Origin of the sequence: Streptomyces sp. NPDC018019 (assembly GCF_044327805.1) — a bacterium.
Taxonomy (GTDB): domain Bacteria; phylum Actinomycetota; class Actinomycetes; order Streptomycetales; family Streptomycetaceae; genus Streptomyces.
In genome coordinates this window covers 233,146-248,805 of sequence record NZ_JBIRGD010000013.1, presented here as the reverse complement: position 1 = coordinate 248,805, position 15,660 = coordinate 233,146, and the positions used below count along the sequence as shown (strand labels likewise).

Below are 15,660 nucleotides of genomic sequence, written 5' to 3'. Positions count from 1 at the left end.
ACGCCGGGCGCCGGACACCGGCGGTCACGGCTCCCGTGCCTCGCGCGGGACCGGCCCGGGCCGTGCCTCCCGCACCGGTTCCCCTCCTGCGAGCGGCTGCCCGGTGCCCGTGGCGGGCGTGGCGAGGTCCGGTTCGGAGCCGTCCGCGGGCAGCAGCCGTTTGAGGGCCGGCCCGGTGGACATCGTGGTGAGCACGGCCATGGCCACCAGCAGCGTGTACTGCGTGCCGTCCAGGAGCCCCATCTCGCGGCCCGTGGTCAGCACGATCAGCTCGGTCAGCCCGCGCGTGTTCATCAGGGCGCCGATGGCCGCGGAGCCGCGCGCGGTCATCCCGGACAGCCGGGCGGCGCCTGCCGCGGCGAGGAACTTGGCGGTCACCGCGGCCACCAGGAGCACCAGCAGGTCCAGGAGCCGGGCGGGCCCCAGGCCGGAGAGGTCCACCTGCCAGCCGGCCACGACGAAGTAGATCGGCATGAAGAGCCTGTTGCCCAGCGAGCCGAGGCCCTGCCGGAGCCGGGCGTCCACTGTCCCGGGCAGCCCGCGCCGGGCGCTGGTCCGCACGATGCCGAAGGCGAAGGCGCCGAAGATGAAGTGCAGCCCCATCCACTCGGTGGCGGCACTGGACGCGAGGACGCCCGCGAAGGTCACGACGAGGTCGAGTTCGCGGCCCGCCCTGCGCATGACGGTGCGCAGCAGCGGCCGGACCGCGGTGATCAGGAGGAGCACGTACGGGACGAACCAGACGAGGCGCCAGGGTGTTCCGCTGCCGCACAGCAGCATCACCGCACCGAGCAGGACCCAGGCGAAGATGTCGCACAGCGCGGCGCTGGACAGCGCCAGCTGTCCGAGCGGCGTGCGGGACATGCCGCGGTCCTCGATGATCCGCGCGAGCACGGGGAACGCGGTGATCGACAGGGCGATGCCCATGAACAGGACGTAGGCGAGCCGGTCCGTCGAGGCCCCGCCCGGCCCCCACCACAGGCCGAGGCCCGCGCCCACCGCGAACGGGACGACCATCGCGCAGGTCGCGATGGTGAGCGAGGTGCGCCGCACCGAGCGCTTGGCGGACCAGTCGAATTCCATGCCCAGCGCGAACATGAACAGGACGATGCCGATGTCCGCCAGGGCGCCGAGCTCGCCGCGTACTTCCCGGGGGAAGACCGCCTCGGTGAACGTCCCGTGCAGCAGCGTGGGCCCGAGAAGGATGCCGGTCACGATTTCGCCGATGACGGCCGGCTGCCCGCACCGCCGGGCCACGAGGCCGCCGGTCCGGGCCAGGACGGCGATCAGTGCGATGTCGAGGAAGAGAACGGTGATCTGGCTACTGGTCATGTCGCTCACGTTCCGTCCGGAGCTCAGCCGCGGGGCCGGGCACGCGTCCGGTACGCGTGCCCGGCCTGGGGAACGGCGCCGCGGCGCCTCGTCCGTACTGCGGCCGGAAGCCGGCCGCCGGCCCTACCGCACGGCCTGGGCGGCCTTCGCCTCCGGGTTCTCCCACCAGCGGTCGTTGCCGATGAGCGGCTTGTCGAGGTCGCGCTCGCCCGCCCAGGTCATGTTGAGGATGGTGCGGGCCGCGCCGTCCTCGGTGAGCGGTACGGTCCGGTGCAGCGTGGTGTCGGTGCGCTGGAGGTAGAGGTCCCCGGTGACCAGTCCGTGCGTGTCGATCTGGCGCTCGCACAAGGTCTCGTTGATGCGGGGGTTGCTCTTGTCCCAGTGGGTGTGCGGCACGGCCTGGAGCATGCCGCCGCAGGAGACGGGCGGCATCCGCAGGGCCCAGATGAGGGCGAAGCTGTAGTCGCCCCAGTGCCACCCGTGGGTGTCCGCCTTGAACTCCTGATGGGTGATCAGGTACCGCTCGTCCGTGGAGACCTGCGGGATGATGGGCTCCCGGGCGATGCGGCCGAGGAAGCCCAGGAACGGCTCCGAGGTGGCGATCGTGCGGATCAGCTCGCTCCGCTCGATGTCCTCGCTCTTGACCACGCTCATCTTGCGCGGGGTGTTGCCCGTGGTGCGCAGCAGCAGGTCACGCCGTTCCTTGTGCTCGCCGACCAGCCGGTCGGCCTCTGCCTGGACGGCGGACATGATCTCCGGCGGGACGAGGCGGGCGTTCTCGTCGAACTTCACCACGCCCTTGTGGAAGAACCGGTCCGCCAGCTGCTCGATGCGCTCGGGGGTGTAGTTCTCCGCGAGGAACTTGCCGATTGTCTCGTCGATCTTACGAACGTCCATGCCGAGTCCTTCTTTCCTCTGCTGATGAGATGGGGGGCTACGGTGGCGGCCGGGGGACCGGGGCACCGGACCGCCGGGAACGGGACGGGCGCCGTCAGCCGGCCGGCCGGTCCGGCGTGATCTCCAGATCGATCATCGATCTGATCTCCGCGAGGACGCGCACGACCGCGTCCTGGTCCGGCCCGGACACCCAGGCGCCCACCGGGATGGACAGGATGTCCCGGGTCAGCGGCACATGGTCGCCCGGCTGGTAGGAGACCAGGACCTTGTCGACGCCCGGGTGGTCGCGGACCGCGTCGAGACCGTGGACGGCCACGAGGGTGCCGGGTCCCGCCTCGTTGTGGATCGCGATCGCGCCGAACATGGCGCGACTGTTGAGGGGCTTGTCCATGACGGCGGGGCGCCGGCCGAGGTAGCACTCCACGGTCTCGTGGAACGGGCGGATGTCCGTGAACCGCGCCCACTGGTCGGTGGCCGGGCCGCCGGGGAGCCGGGCCGCCACCTCCATCAGGAAGACGCCGTCCGCGTTGACCTTCACCTCGGTGTGGCTCGGGCCGCGGCGCACGCCGAACGCGGTGAGCACCCGGAGCACGTACTCCTCGATCCTCGCCCAGTCGGGATCGTCCGGTACCGCCTGGACGTTGTCCCAGAGCGGGAAGTCGTAGTCCCGGTCGTCGGGCCTGCGGTACTCCCACATGTCGATCACCCGGTGGTCGCCGTCGCAGCTGAAGGCGTTGACCGCGAACTCACGGCCCCGGATGTACTCCTCGACCAGCCACCTCTCGACCGTCCAGCCGAAGAAGTTGGTCTTGTCGACGACCTGGAAGTCCTCCGCGCTCGCGGCGTCCGGCACCAGCGTGGCGCCGATGGACCCGGCGCCCTCGCACTGCTTGACGATGACCGGGTAGCCGATGGCGTCGGCGGCCGCGCGTACCTCGGAAGGGTCGTGGACCAGCCGGTAGGCCGGGATGCGCAGACCCATGGCCGCCGCGTGGTCGCGCATCAGGGACTTGTCGTGCCTGGCCCGCGCCAGCTCCACGTCGTTGCAGGGCAGGCCGAGTTCGTGGGCGATGACGCCCGCCAGGTGCACCCCGGACTCCGAGCCCGGGACGACCGCCTTGATCTCGTAGTCGATGTCCTTGAGGGAGGCCAGGACGACGGCGGCCTCGGTGGCGTACAAGGAGACGTCGTCGCCCCTGGCGTGGTCGGGCCAGGTCACCTTGAGGTCCGCCGGCTCGTTGGTGAAGAGGGAGACGATGCCCAGCTGCATGTCCCGGACCGCCTGCTTGTAGCCCGCTCCGACCGACACGGGATCGACCAGGAGGACGGCCGGCTTGCGCTTGCTCAACTGCTTGGCTCCTTAGGGTCAGGGAACTGCCGGAGCGGGGCCCGGCCAGGTCTCACCGGTCCGCGGTGACGAGCAGCCCGGGGTGGTGGCGGGCGATCAGCTCCGGGAATCCCCGGGTCAGCCCCTTCATCACGTTGTCGCCGTAGCAGGCGAACAGCGGGTTGTCCGGGTCGACGACCACACCGTCGGCCTCGCTGACGTAGCGGGTCGGGAGCGGTCGCATCGACCCCTCCAGCCGGGGGCTGTAGAAGAACGGCATGGAGTACCGGTCGACGCCCGGCGCGGGCCGGACGACGCGGTGCACCGTGGCCCGCAGGTAGCCGCGCGTGGCGACTTCGAGCAGTTCGCCCAGGTTCACCACGAACGCGTCCGGCACCACCGGGACGTCCACGAAGTGCTCGCCGTCCACGGCCACCTGGAGACCGCCCACGGCGTCCTGGACGAGCAGGGTGAGCAGCCCCAGGTCCTTGTGGATGCCCGCCCCCTGGTCCGAGGGGGAGACGTCCGCCGCGTCGGCGGGGCCGGGGTAGTGCAGCAGCTTGAAGTGGACCTGCGGATCGGGGTCCACCACCGTGTCCAGGAAGTCCGCCGGCGTTTCGAGCGATTCGAGGATCAGCCGGAGCAGCCGGTGGGAGAGCGTGGTCAGCTGGTCCATCCAGTCCAGGACGGCGGGCCGCAGGCCCGGCAGGCCGGCCGGCCACTGGTTGGGGCCGGCCAGCCAGCGGTAGGCCGGCTCACCCGGCCCCGGGCGGCCGGCGGGCCGCTCGGGCCCGATGTCGAGCTGCTGCCGCTGGTCGGGCACCCCGCGCGTCCGCTCCCGGCCCAGCTCCGAGTAGCCGCGGAAGTGCGGGGAGTTGAGGATGTCGAGGGCACGGCGCTCCGCGTCCGGCAGCGCGAAGAACTCCCGGGACAGCTCCATCAGTTCGTCCGCGCCGGTCACGCCGTGCCCCACCAGCTGGAAGAACCCGATGTCGTGGACGGCCAGGCGCAGCCGGTCCAGGAACTCGGCCCGTGCCCCGGGGCCGCGTTCGGCGTCCCGGAGGTCGATTACAGGAAACGTTTCTGACATGACGGTGTTCCACTCTCTTGACGCGACGACGAGCTGATGTGGCGCAGGCCGGATACCGGTGAGCCCTGGGCTCAGCGCACGAGGGAGAGGAGTTCGGACCGGGCGGAGCCGTCCTCGGCGAAGACCCCGTGGAACGAGGTGGAGGTCATCAGGCCGACGGTGCGGATCCCCCGCATGGTCATGCACAGGTGCTCGCCCTGGCCGATGACGGCGACGTCCGGCGCTTCGGTGATGCTCATGATGTCCTCCGCGATGCCCGACACCAGCCGCTCCTGGACCTGGAGCCGGTGGGCGTGCTGGTGGGCGATGCGGGCGAACTTCGACAGTCCGAGCAGGTGCTTGGCGGACCGGTAGGCGACGGTCAGCGAGCAGTTGAAGGGCAGCAGGTGGTGCTCGCACAGCGACCACACCTTGATGTCCGAGACCACGACCATCTGCCCCGAGGACGTCGTTTCGAAGAGGGTGTCGATGGTGCCGGGGTCGTAGTCGGTGAACTCGCGCCACCACCGCGCGTAGCGGGCCGGCGTGTCCTTGAGGCCCTCACGGTCCGGGTCCTCGCCGATCTCCGTGAGGAGCTGCCTGGCGAGGCCTTCGAGCGGGTCCGGCGCCTTCGCGCCGACGGCGCCGGGATCGACGGGCAGGTACCGATCCTCGATCTTCTTGTCGAGCATCCTCAGACACCCCTCTTCTGTCCCCAGACCAGGGTGTGGAGCCTGGTCGTGATGCTCCAGCCACGGTCGATGACTGCGGACACCAGCGTTTGCATGTGGTCGTCCACTTCTTCTCTGCTCTGCCCCTCGGGCATGACCCAGACGGCGGTGATGCCGAACCGGTCCGCGAATTCGCCGACCTCCGTGAGGTCGGCGACCTCACGGCAGACGAATTTGAAGGTGCTCGACGGCAGTCCGGCCAGGGCCCGCAGGGCTTCCGGCACGATGCGCTGTGCGACGGGGTCTCCCGCGTGCGACAGCTTCGGCGAGACGTTGAAACGTACCCCGGCTTCGATCAGACGCCGGTCGGGAACTCTCGTCCCATTGGTCTCGATCTCTATCTCGACGCCGTGCCGCATCAGTTCGCCGACGAGCGGCACCAGCCGCTTCTGCTGGTTGAGCGGCTCTCCACCGGAAATCACCACCAGGTCGACGTGATAGTCCAGCAGCCGTTCCGCCACCGTGGCGACCGGCATCCGGTGGAGTTCTTTCTTGGGGTCGTACGCGATTCCCGTATTGCTGCTTCCGGTCCAGTCCCAGGTGTACGGAGTGTCGCACCACCGGCACGAGAGATTGCAGCCCCCCAGGCGCACGAATGCGCAGCGACGGCCTATCGAGCGCCCTTCGCCCTGGAAGGCACTAGGTGGGGCCGAAGATTTCGTTGACTACCAGCTCCGGTTCCACAAGGCATCACCCCCTTCAGCGGTTGTCCCCATGGTCGTTGGGGCTTTCGGCGGCGGACCGGCTGTCGTCTTCGCCGGTCCGGCGCAGCGTCGGTGCCTCGCCGGCCGAGGCGGGCGGAGGAGTCAGGGGCGGTACTCGGCCCACGTCTTCGGCGTCTCGGAAACCCGTACCGCCGTGAGTTCCGGGTAGACCGTGTACCACTGCTCGTAAATCCAGATCGCGAGGTTCTCGGCGGACGGATTCCCCTCCTTCACCACGTCGTTGAGGTGCCGGTGGTCCAGCCATTCGTCGATCCATCCCTTGATCCCGGCCAGGTCCCCGTAGTCCCGGACGAATCCCGGGGCGGTGAGCTGGTCGCGCTGGGCACTGAGTTCCACTTCCACCAGGTAGTTGTGGCCGTGCAGGCGGCCGCACTGGTGCCCGTCGGGCAGGCCGTCCAGCTGGTGGCTGGCCGAGAAGGCGAACTGTTTGGTGATGCGCAGGGTCATCCTCTGTTCCCTTCGTAGGTGGTCGGGTCGTCCACGCCGGCCTCGGTGAAGGCCTCCTGGCGCTCCCAGCAGGCCGCGCAGCGACCGCAGTGGACCGTTCCGCCGCGCAGACAGGTCCAGGTCTGCGTCCACGGGACGCGGAGCCGCTCGCCGAGCAGGACGACGTCGCTCTTCTGCAGCCCCGCGAGCGGGGCGAGCAGGCTGAGGCCGGGGTGTGCGTACCCCTTGGTCGCCAGGCGCTCCATGGCGATGAAGGAGTCGAGGAAGGCCGGGGTGCTGTCGGGGACCGACGTGGCGTCGCCCGCCATGATCCCGATGGCCACCGACTCGGCCTTCTCCACGACGGCGATGGCGAAGGCGACGGCGAGCAGCAGCGCGTTGCGGTTGGGGACGATGTTCGGGCTCTCCCCGTACCCCTCCCAGGTCTGCTCCGGTACGTCGACCGTGGGGTCGGTGAGCGAGGAGCCGCGGAACATGGCGCCGATCGCGCTCAGGTCCGCCGTCTGGTGCGGCGCACCGAGCCGCCCGGCCGCCGCGGCGGCGAAGTCGTGCTCCTTGCGGTGGCGCTGGCCGTAGTCGACGGACAGCAGGTGTACCTCGTCGCCCTGCTCCTTGAGCTGGTGGGCCATGGTCACGGAATCCATGCCACCGGACACGATGGCGATGACTTTCGACACGGTGTTTTCCCCCAGGGTGGGATGACGGGCGCTGCCAGGGGCGGTCAGGAAAGCGGGGTGCCCTTGGCCAGCACCGCGGTGGCGGCCTCGTCGAGCGCGGCGGCACAGTCCTTCTCGCTCTCGCCCACGGCGATGACGAGGGCGTAGCGGGAGCGGGCGTTGTCCACGGGCGGCAGCCACAGCTCCTTGCCCGGCTCCGCCAGCGGCAGTACTTCGTGGATCGAGGCGGGCAGTGCGGCCTCGTCGATCTCGATGGATTCCAGCTTCAGGTCCCGTTCGGGGTAGAGGAACCGGACGGCGGCCGTCGCCGGGCCGGTGCTCCGCGAGATCTCGGGCACCACGCCGGCGGCCAGGTCCGCCGCCACCAGCCCGATCTCCATGCCGGTGACGAGCCCGCCCAGGTAGGGGATCCGGTCCCCGCCGATCCGGGCGTTGATCTCCACGACCTTCGGCCCGCCCGCGGTCAGCCGCAGTTCGGTGTGGGTCACGGTGTCCGTGAGCCCGACCGCGGTGTGGGCGTCCTGGAGGACCCGGAGCAGGCGCTCGTCGTGCAGCAGCGGATCGTCCGCCCGGACGGTGTGGCCGACCTCCTCGAAGCCGGGGGCGAAGCCGAGCTCCTTGCGGGCCACGAACAGGGCGGTGACCCGACCGTCGCGGCAGAGCGCCTCCACGCTGATCTCCGGGCCGTCCAGGAACTCCTCGATGAGGATGGGGGCCTCGGAACGCGGCACCTCGTCGAACCAGATCCGGCCGGCCTCCTGATAGGCGTCCGCCAGCTCCCGCGGCCCCGCCACGAAGGTCACCCCGCAACTCGCCGACAGGGCGCGGGGCTTGACCACCACGGGGTAGCCGATCCGCGCGGCGGCGGCCTCGGCCTGCGCCAGGTCGGCGACGGCCACCGACTCGGCCTGCGGCACCCCCGCCTCCTTGAGCGCCCGGCGGCCGAGGTACTTGTCCCGGCAGGCGTTCACCGCCGCGCGCGGGCTGGTGCGCAGCCCCAGCGAGGTGGCCAGCTCGGCGGCGGACTCGACCCGGGTCTCCTCGTACGTCAGCACGCCGGCGAAGGATTCCCCGGAGGCGCGGGCGACGGCGGCCATCGCCGGGGCGTCCAGTGTGTCGACCACGGTGTAGCCGTCGAGGTACGGCTTCTCCCAGGAGGGCGGCGCGGGGCACAGCAGGTGCAGCCGGTACTTGGTCACGATGGCCCGCAGCACGTACTCGCGCCATGCCCGGCCTCCGCTGCCGACCAGGAGCAGCAGCGGCTTGCCGGACTCCGGCTCTCCGGAAGGGGTGGTGTGCGTCGTCATGGGTGCTCGTTCCTTGCGTGGGGTCGTCGGAGGGCAGGACAGAGGGCGGACGGGGCGGGGCTCGCGGTCGGGACCGCGCCGGCGTGCGCGTCGGTCAGCCGGCGTCGAGCGGCTCGACCTCGACCACGAGGCGGCCGACGGCCGCCTGCGCGCGGCGCAGTGCGGTGTCCGCGTCGTCGCCGACGGCGAGCGCTTCGCCGCAGCGGTCGTCGGAGCTGCGGGCTTCGCGGACCACGTCGCCCACGGCCGCCGAGAGCGAGGCGAACAGCACGCCTTCGCCGGTCCGGGCCGCCGCCTCGCCCCCGGCGGCCGTCACGCGTCCCGGCCCGGTGGTGCGGAACCAGATGGCCGCGGCTGCGGCGGACGGCTCGAACGGTGCGTCGGCGGGCTTGCCGGACAGCCAGGCGAAGGTCAGTCCGTGGATGTCGTGGCCGGTCGCGATCTTGATCAGTTCCACGATCGCGTCACCGCCGGGCCGCGTGTGCGTCTCGATGAGGCGGGGTCCCCGGGCCGTGAGGATCAGCTCGGTGTGGGCCGGGCCTTCCTCGACGCCGAGGGCGGTCAGTACGGATCGCGTCTCGTCGGCGAGCAGGGTGTGTTCCGCGGCGGTGACGCGTGCCGGTACCACGTGGCCGATCTCGACGCAGTGCTCGTTTTTGAACTTCTCGGTGACGGCGAGGATCTGGTGTTCACCGGCGGCGCTGTGCGTCTCGACGCTGAATTCCCTGCCGTCCAGGAGTTCTTCGGCCACCCAGGGCGCGGCGTCCTCGGCCGTGTCGCCCTCGGTGAACGCCGTACGTGCGGTGTCGGCGAGGGATGTGGCGTCGGAAATGACGTGGATGTCTTTGCTCGCGCTTCCCCGGCTCGGTTTGAGGATGAGGGGGAAGCCGTTCGCCGTGGCGAAGTGTTCGAGGTCGGTACGGTTGCGGACTTCCGCGGAAGCGACCTGGCCCACCGGTTTGCCGCGCAGTACTTCACGCATGAGGGCTTTGTCGTCGACCGCGCGGACCGTGTGCAGCGGGTTCGATTTCAGCCCGAGCCGGTCGTTGATCTGTGCGGCGATCCGAAGGTACGCGTCACCGGTGGTGTACGCAAGGTCGAACGGAAGAAACGCATGAAGCGCGACGGCGGAGCCCAGTGCGAGTTCGGGTGAGAATTCGGGGAACAGGAACGCGGCATCCGCCAACTGGCGGTGCCGGTCGCTCATATCGCCCAGGCGGCCCAGGTAGATGACCTGTAGCCCCGCGGTGCGGGCTGCCTCCAGCGCTTCGGTCCGCTTTCCACCGACAAACAGCACGCTCTGCACAGCGGGAGTTCGCATCGGTAAGTCCTCCGTAAGGAAACGCCGGCGGCGTGAAATGCCGGGCTGCGCCGAGGTCGGCGGAGCGGGAGAGGGCCCACAGAGCCCTTGACTGTGCGGTGTGCTCGGCCTGTTCATCATCAACTGGCCGGCGCCGCATTATCTACCGATGTCTTTTACACCCAAAAAGTCGCGGGCTTATTGACGCCGCGCGTTCGCGGGGTCCCAGGAGCAAAGGGGGCGGCCCGGCCCGGCGGCGGGGGACGGGGGCACGCCGGACACCCCGGCCGCCACCGGCCGCCGGATCACCGCACGGGCCCGCCTGATGACGCCCGTCGGCGCGCCATCAGGGCCTGAGCACGCGCACCCGCTCGACCGTGGGAACGCCGTGCCCCTGGTGCCGGGGCGGGATACGGGTGGTCAGGCTCGCCTTCATCGGTCGGAAGACGAAGATGCACAGCCGCGCTCCTGGTGACGAGAGGGGCTGCGCGATGCACATGTTGATCCACCCGGGGCCGAGCCGGGCGTGCATCAGAGGGCGTTCCATCTCGTACGGGTGGGTGACGGCGCCGGCCGATCCGTAGAGCGGCCCGGCGTCCGGGTCCGCGAGCACGCAGGCTTCGAGCCGGCGCAGCACCTCGTCCTCGGGGCGGCCGGCCAGGTCGGCACGGAGCTGGGGCAACAGGTGCGGGGCCCAGGCGCCGGCCCAGTTGGGCAGGGAGTGCCGGCCGTCGAACAGCAGCCACTGCAGTGTGTTGGTGGGGCAGGTGCCGGGAGCGAAGATGTCCTCGAAGGGCTGGTTGTGCGCCAGGATGTTCCAGGAGGCGCTCATGACACAGGCCGCGTGGGAGATGCCGTCGACGGCGTCCTTCCAGAGGTGGGGCACCTTCTCCCCGGACTGCGGACTGAGCGGACAGGGCGGATCACCGATGCCGGCGTACCGGCACAGCGCGATCCACTCCAGCTCGGAGAAGCGCAGGAGCAGGGCGACATCGTGTAAGAGGTCGACGGGAGGGTGCCGGTACTTGCCCGACTCAAGACGCTGGTAGGTGCCCAGGCCGCGGTTGAGCAGGAGATCCATCTGGTGCTGGGCGAGGCCGGCCGCGCGCCGGCCCTTGCCGCTGGGGCGGCTGAGCCCGTGGGTCTCGGGTGCCACCGAGGCCCGCCGTTCCGTCAACAACACCCGCAGTGCTTCCGCGTTCATCGTGAGTCCGAGACCCCCTGTGGTACGGCCTTCCCGAGCTTCCGGCGGCGGCGCTTGTGGCGCCCCCTCCGGACGTGGGACGGCGTGGTGCGGTTGTCTTGTCACCTCTCGGCCGGTGGGTGGTGCCGGGTGCGCGTGTGCGGGCCCGTGGCGGATGTCCACGCACGCGTCACCCCCGTTGTCCCCGGCTCCGGCCCGGTTGTGCCGACAGCCGACATCATGTGCTCCAGCGGCACAAAGTGTCACTACCTGCGTGATATTTGAGGTTGCTGTGACGGTAGATGCGGCTGATGCGGTCGGCGTTCCACGGTTGAGCGATTCCGGACGCGCGTAGCGCACGGGACCCCGGCAGCGCAAGATCAATTCAACGAGCGGTTATTCGGTGGAAAACCTGCCGGTGGATAACCCGGCGCGGGCCCCCGCATGATGGCTGGACCTGGTCCGACAGGCGTGGCCACGCCCCGGGACGGGGGTACGGAGCGGCCGTCCCGCCGGGCGCGGCTCCCCGAGCGGCACGCTCCGCGCGGGGTGCCGCCTGCCGGCCGCAGCCCGGACGCAGAGCCCGGGGCGCAGTGGTGCCGACGCGACGTTCCCTGTCCGGACGGCGGTCCGCGGGCGTGAGTGCCCGCGGAACTCTCGCACGACCGCACTGAGCAAGGGGAAGGGACCAACATGCTCTCAGCCGAGAAGAACCGGATCCTGTCGGAAGTGGGCGCCGGTACGCCGATGGGCGAACTGCTCCGCCGCTACTGGCACCCGATCGCTCCGGTCCTGGAACTGAGCCGGCGGAAGGTCAAGCCCGTCAAGCTGCTCGGCGAGGACCTCGTCCTGTTCCGCAAGCCCGACGGAAACCACGGCCTGATCTCCCGCCACTGCCCGCACCGGGGCACCGATCTGAGTACGGGGTGGGTCGACGGCGAGATCATGCGGTGCCCCTACCACGGCTGGGGCTTCGACGCCGAAGGGCGGTGCGCCAGCCAGCCGTTCGAAGAGGCGGGCCCGTCCGGAGGGTTCCGCGACAAGGCCGGCGTCACCGCCTATCCCACCGCCACGCTCGGCGGGCTGATCTGGGCCTACCTGGGCCCGGGCCCGGCGCCGCTGCTGCCCGACTTCGAGCTTTTCAGCTGGGAGCACGGCTTCGTCGAAATCATCATGACCGAGCTGCCGTGCAACTGGTTCCAGTGCCACGAGAACGGCATGGACCCCGTGCATTTCGAATGGCTGCACCTCAACGGGAACGCCGTACGGACCAACCCCGACGACCCCGAATACGTACCGCGGCACCTGTCCGTCGATTTCCTGGAATTCGAGTACGGCTTCGTCAACGGCAGGGTCGTGGAGACCCCCGTCGTTCCGCCCAAGGGCACGTACGCGGGGACGAACGACGTGAGTGAGGGCGGCATCCTCTGTCTCTGGCCGTACACGCTCGCCTCCGGCAACACCATCGAGTTCCGCGTCCCGGTGGACGACCGGCGCACCCTCAACATCACCTGGCAGTACTCGGTGCTGCCGGACGACGTGCCCGCCGGGAAGCAGGAGCAGGAGAAGATCCCGTACTGGTACGGGCCGCTCACCGACCCGGTGACCGGCGAGATCCTCACCTCGCACACCGGGAACCAGGACTTCTCCGCATGGATCGGCCAGGGCGTCGTCGCGGACCGGACCACGGAGAGCCTGGGGCGCAGCGACAAGGGCATCACCTTGCTGCGGCGCCGGTACTTCGAGGCGATGCGGCAGGTCGAGAAGGGCGAGGACCCGCCGGGCACGGTGCGCGACCCCGCGGCCAACGTGAACATCCAGCTTCCGCTCATGGGGAAGTCCCTCTACACCGAGGGAATGCCGCGCAGCGTCTTCGAGGAGAAACTCGCCGCCCGCAAGAAGAGCGGTCTGTTCGGGATCGGCGGCTTCCTCACGGTCCAGGCGGGGCGCCCGGACGAACTGCAGAAGGAGTACGACGAGATCGCCGGCGTCACGCATACTCCGACCGCCGACACCGTTTGACGGCGGACCGGCTTCCTGAGCGCGCCCGCGAGAATTCCGGGGGCGAACTCGGTGGCGGGCGCGTGGCCCGCTGAAGGGTCTCCAGCGTGTTGCGGCTAATGTCAGGACGAGCAGAGTCGTCGAGGCATATGTCTGGAACGCACTAGGAGGAAGCCGGTGCACGGTGAGTACAAGATTCCCAATGGCAAGCTCGTTGTGGTGGACCTCGATGTCCAAGCCGGCGTACTGCGCAATGTCCAGGTGGCAGGAGATTTCTTCCTCGAACCCGACGAGGCGATTCTTGCGATCAACGAGGCTCTGAACGGAGCGCCGGTCACCACGGACGCGCCCGGACTGGCCGCCCGGATCTCGGCTGCGCTGCCCGAATCCACCGTGATGTTCGGGCTGACCGCGGAGGGCGTCGGCGTGGCGGTCCGCAGAGCGCTCGCCGAGGCCACCGAGTGGAGCGATTACGACTGGCAGCTGATCCACGAGGCGCCGCAGTCGCCCGCCCTGCACATGGCTCTCGACGAGGTGATCACCGCCGAAGTGGCCGCCGGCCGGCGGCCACCCACCCTTCGGGTGTGGGAGTGGGACCGCCCGGCGGTGATCCTGGGCAGTTTCCAGTCCCTGCGCAACGAAGTCGACCCGGCCGGCGCGGAACGCCACGGCGTGTCCGTGGTCCGGCGCATCTCAGGCGGCGGCGCGATGTTCGTGGAGCCGGACAGCACCATCACCTACTCCCTGTCCGTTCCCGCGTCCCTGGTGTCCGGCCTGTCGTTCGCGGACAGCTACGCCTATCTGGACGACTGGGTGCTGGCCGCCCTCGGTGACATGGGCATCAATGCCTGGTACAAGCCGCTCAACGACATCGCCACCGACGCCGGGAAGATTGCCGGCGCCGCGCAGAAGCGCATGGTGACGGGCGACGGGGCGGTGCTGCACCACGTGACCATGTCGTACGACATCGACGCGGACAAGATGGTCGAGGTGCTGCGCATCGGCAAGGAGAAGCTGTCCGACAAGGGCACCCGCAGCGCGAAGAAGCGGGTGGACCCGCTGCGCCGGCAGACGGGACTGCCGCGCGCCGAGGTCATCGAGCGGATGATCGGCTCCTTCCGGGCGCGGTACGGCGGGAGCGACGGCGCGGTCACCCCGGAGGAGATGGCGCGCGCCCAGGAGCTGGCGGAGCACAAGTTCAGCTCACCGGAGTGGACGGCGTGGGTCCCGTAGTCCGCGCCGCCGGGGGAGTGCGGCCGCCCCGGCCGGCCGGTACGCGGCTCAGCCCTTCCGCGGACCGGCCAGTCCGGGCCGCAGGTCCAGCCGACCTTCCGGCCCGTAACGCGGCTTCGTCCAGGACGGACCGGTCGCCGGCCCGCCTTACCTCAGCCGACGGCTTTCTCGGCGCGGAGGGCGTCTTCGATGCCGAACTCGCCGTCCCGGCGAAGGAGGTGGAGCGGTGTCCCTTGCCGGCGCTCGACGGCGTCCGCGCCCTTCCCGCTGTGATCAGGCCGCGTACAGGGGCGGTTGCCGACGGCAGGAGCGGAGCTCTTCGATGACGATTGCCCGTGGCGGCAGGGCTTCGGACAGCCGTCTTCTCCGCTTTCCGGCCGCACATGTCCGAAAAGGGCGAGGATCGACTACGCCGTAGCCCTGGCCCCGCGGGCGCTCAGGACGAGGCAAAGCGCTGTGACATCTGACCGAAATGCATCGCTGTTTGTACGGGGGTGTGTGCTAGGCGCCGGGAGTTTGCGTGCAAACCTCCAACAACCCGCAGGTCAAGGGCTATTGGGCCCTGCATCCGCTCTGAGCGAACGGTAGTCGGGGCCGCGCTCCGTGGCGTGTGAACGTGTTAGCTTCAAACGAGGCTCGGGAGGCGAGTTCGACCCTCGCTTACCCACCGCAGCTCCCCGGGGTGCCTGGGGCTCGGTCAAGAACAGGGGAAGACATGAGTGACGCGAAGTTCCACCACCCGGCACCGTCGATGGCACCGTCTGCCTACAGCCCCAACGGCGGCGTCGCGTTCGGTGACCAGATCTACAACCGCCTGCTCGGTGACCGCATCATTTTCCTGGGCAAGGAAGTCGACGACGAAATCGCGAACCAGATCACGGCCCAGATGCTCACGCTGGCCGCCGATCCGGACCGGGACATCTACCTTTACATCAACTCCCCCGGCGGTTCGGTGATGGCCGGATTGGCGGTCTACGACACCATGCAGTACATCCGCAATGATGTCGTCACCATTGCCATGGGATTCTGCGCGTCCATGGGGCAGTTCCTGCTCACGGCCGGCACCCCCGGAAAGCGGTTCGCGCTGCCGCACACCAGGATCCTCATGCACCAGCCCTCGGCCGGACTCGCGGGCTCCGCCACCGACATCAGGATCTACGCCGAGCAACTGCGCGAGACGAAGCGGGAGATGGCCGAGCTGATCGCCCAGCACTCGGGGCAGACGCCCGAGCGCATCACCCAGGACTCGGACCGGGACCGCTGGTTCACGCCCGCCGAGGCCAAGGAGTACGGCCTCATCGACCACATCATGACCAACGCCACGGGCACGCCGGGCAGCGGTTTCCAGGGCGTGTCGGCCGAATGACCGCGTGGTGGAAACCGCAACCCCCTTTCGCCTGGAGGTGTCGCGCTCAGTGAAGCCGATGGAAT

14 protein-coding genes are annotated in these 15,660 nt (G+C 69.8%); 3 read left to right on the top strand and 11 right to left on the bottom strand.

Annotated features, from left to right (window positions below):
* Window positions 1–24: 24 nt before the first annotated feature.
* The 11 genes from ACH4FX_RS22610 to ACH4FX_RS22560 form a co-directional block, all read right to left on the bottom strand.
* Window positions 25–1,332 (bottom strand): cation:proton antiporter, encoded by a 1,308-nt coding sequence (locus ACH4FX_RS22610; RefSeq protein ID WP_398481582.1) that lies wholly within the window; start codon window positions 1,330–1,332, stop codon window positions 25–27.
* A gap of 123 nt (window positions 1,333–1,455) precedes the next feature.
* Entirely contained in the window at window positions 1,456–2,229 is a 774-nt protein-coding gene (locus ACH4FX_RS22605) for an ArpA protein (protein WP_398481581.1), read from the bottom strand.
* Window positions 2,230–2,323: 94 nt separating this feature from the next.
* Window positions 2,324–3,577, bottom strand: a complete 1,254-nt coding sequence (locus ACH4FX_RS22600) for an ATP-grasp domain-containing protein (RefSeq protein ID WP_398481579.1) — start codon at window positions 3,575–3,577, stop codon at window positions 2,324–2,326.
* Between the two features lie 52 nt (window positions 3,578–3,629).
* Entirely contained in the window at window positions 3,630–4,646 is a 1,017-nt protein-coding gene (locus ACH4FX_RS22595) for an isopenicillin N synthase family dioxygenase (protein ID WP_398481577.1), read from the bottom strand.
* A 71-nt stretch (window positions 4,647–4,717) separates the two neighbouring features.
* Window positions 4,718–5,317 (bottom strand): GTP cyclohydrolase I, encoded by a 600-nt coding sequence (gene folE / locus ACH4FX_RS22590; protein WP_398481575.1) that lies wholly within the window; start codon window positions 5,315–5,317, stop codon window positions 4,718–4,720.
* 2 nt (window positions 5,318–5,319) lie between these two features.
* Window positions 5,320–5,949 carry a 7-carboxy-7-deazaguanine synthase QueE gene (locus ACH4FX_RS22585; protein WP_398481574.1) on the bottom strand — a complete coding sequence of 210 codons (630 nt, stop codon included), beginning with the start codon at window positions 5,947–5,949 and terminating at the stop codon, window positions 5,320–5,322.
* Between the two features lie 213 nt (window positions 5,950–6,162).
* Entirely contained in the window at window positions 6,163–6,528 is a 366-nt protein-coding gene (locus ACH4FX_RS22580) for a 6-pyruvoyl trahydropterin synthase family protein (protein WP_398481572.1), read from the bottom strand.
* Complete coding sequence (locus tag ACH4FX_RS22575) at window positions 6,525–7,205, bottom strand: 7-cyano-7-deazaguanine synthase (RefSeq protein ID WP_398481571.1); 681 nt, start codon at window positions 7,203–7,205, stop codon at window positions 6,525–6,527. The genes ACH4FX_RS22580 and ACH4FX_RS22575 overlap by 4 nt, the downstream gene beginning before the upstream one ends.
* Before the next feature lie 44 nt (window positions 7,206–7,249).
* Window positions 7,250–8,512, bottom strand: a complete 1,263-nt coding sequence (locus tag ACH4FX_RS22570; RefSeq protein ID WP_398481569.1) for an acetyl-CoA carboxylase biotin carboxylase subunit family protein — start codon at window positions 8,510–8,512, stop codon at window positions 7,250–7,252.
* Between the two features lie 94 nt (window positions 8,513–8,606).
* Window positions 8,607–9,833, bottom strand: a complete 1,227-nt coding sequence (locus ACH4FX_RS22565; RefSeq protein WP_398481567.1) for an ATP-grasp domain-containing protein — start codon at window positions 9,831–9,833, stop codon at window positions 8,607–8,609.
* Window positions 9,834–10,158: 325 nt separating this feature from the next.
* Entirely contained in the window at window positions 10,159–11,016 is an 858-nt protein-coding gene (locus ACH4FX_RS22560; RefSeq protein ID WP_398481566.1) for an XRE family transcriptional regulator, read from the bottom strand.
* A gap of 672 nt (window positions 11,017–11,688) precedes the next feature.
* Between ACH4FX_RS22560 and ACH4FX_RS22555 the strand changes: the two genes are divergently transcribed.
* From ACH4FX_RS22555 to ACH4FX_RS22545, 3 genes are all read left to right on the top strand, one after another.
* A complete protein-coding gene (locus tag ACH4FX_RS22555; protein ID WP_398481564.1) occupies window positions 11,689–13,017 on the top strand; it encodes a Rieske 2Fe-2S domain-containing protein in 1,329 nt (442 codons plus the stop codon).
* Window positions 13,018–13,173: 156 nt separating this feature from the next.
* Window positions 13,174–14,229 (top strand): biotin/lipoate A/B protein ligase family protein, encoded by a 1,056-nt coding sequence (locus ACH4FX_RS22550; RefSeq protein ID WP_398481562.1) that lies wholly within the window; start codon window positions 13,174–13,176, stop codon window positions 14,227–14,229.
* Between the two features lie 751 nt (window positions 14,230–14,980).
* Entirely contained in the window at window positions 14,981–15,595 is a 615-nt protein-coding gene (locus tag ACH4FX_RS22545; RefSeq protein ID WP_398481657.1) for an ATP-dependent Clp protease proteolytic subunit, read from the top strand.
* Window positions 15,596–15,660 lie beyond the last annotated feature (65 nt).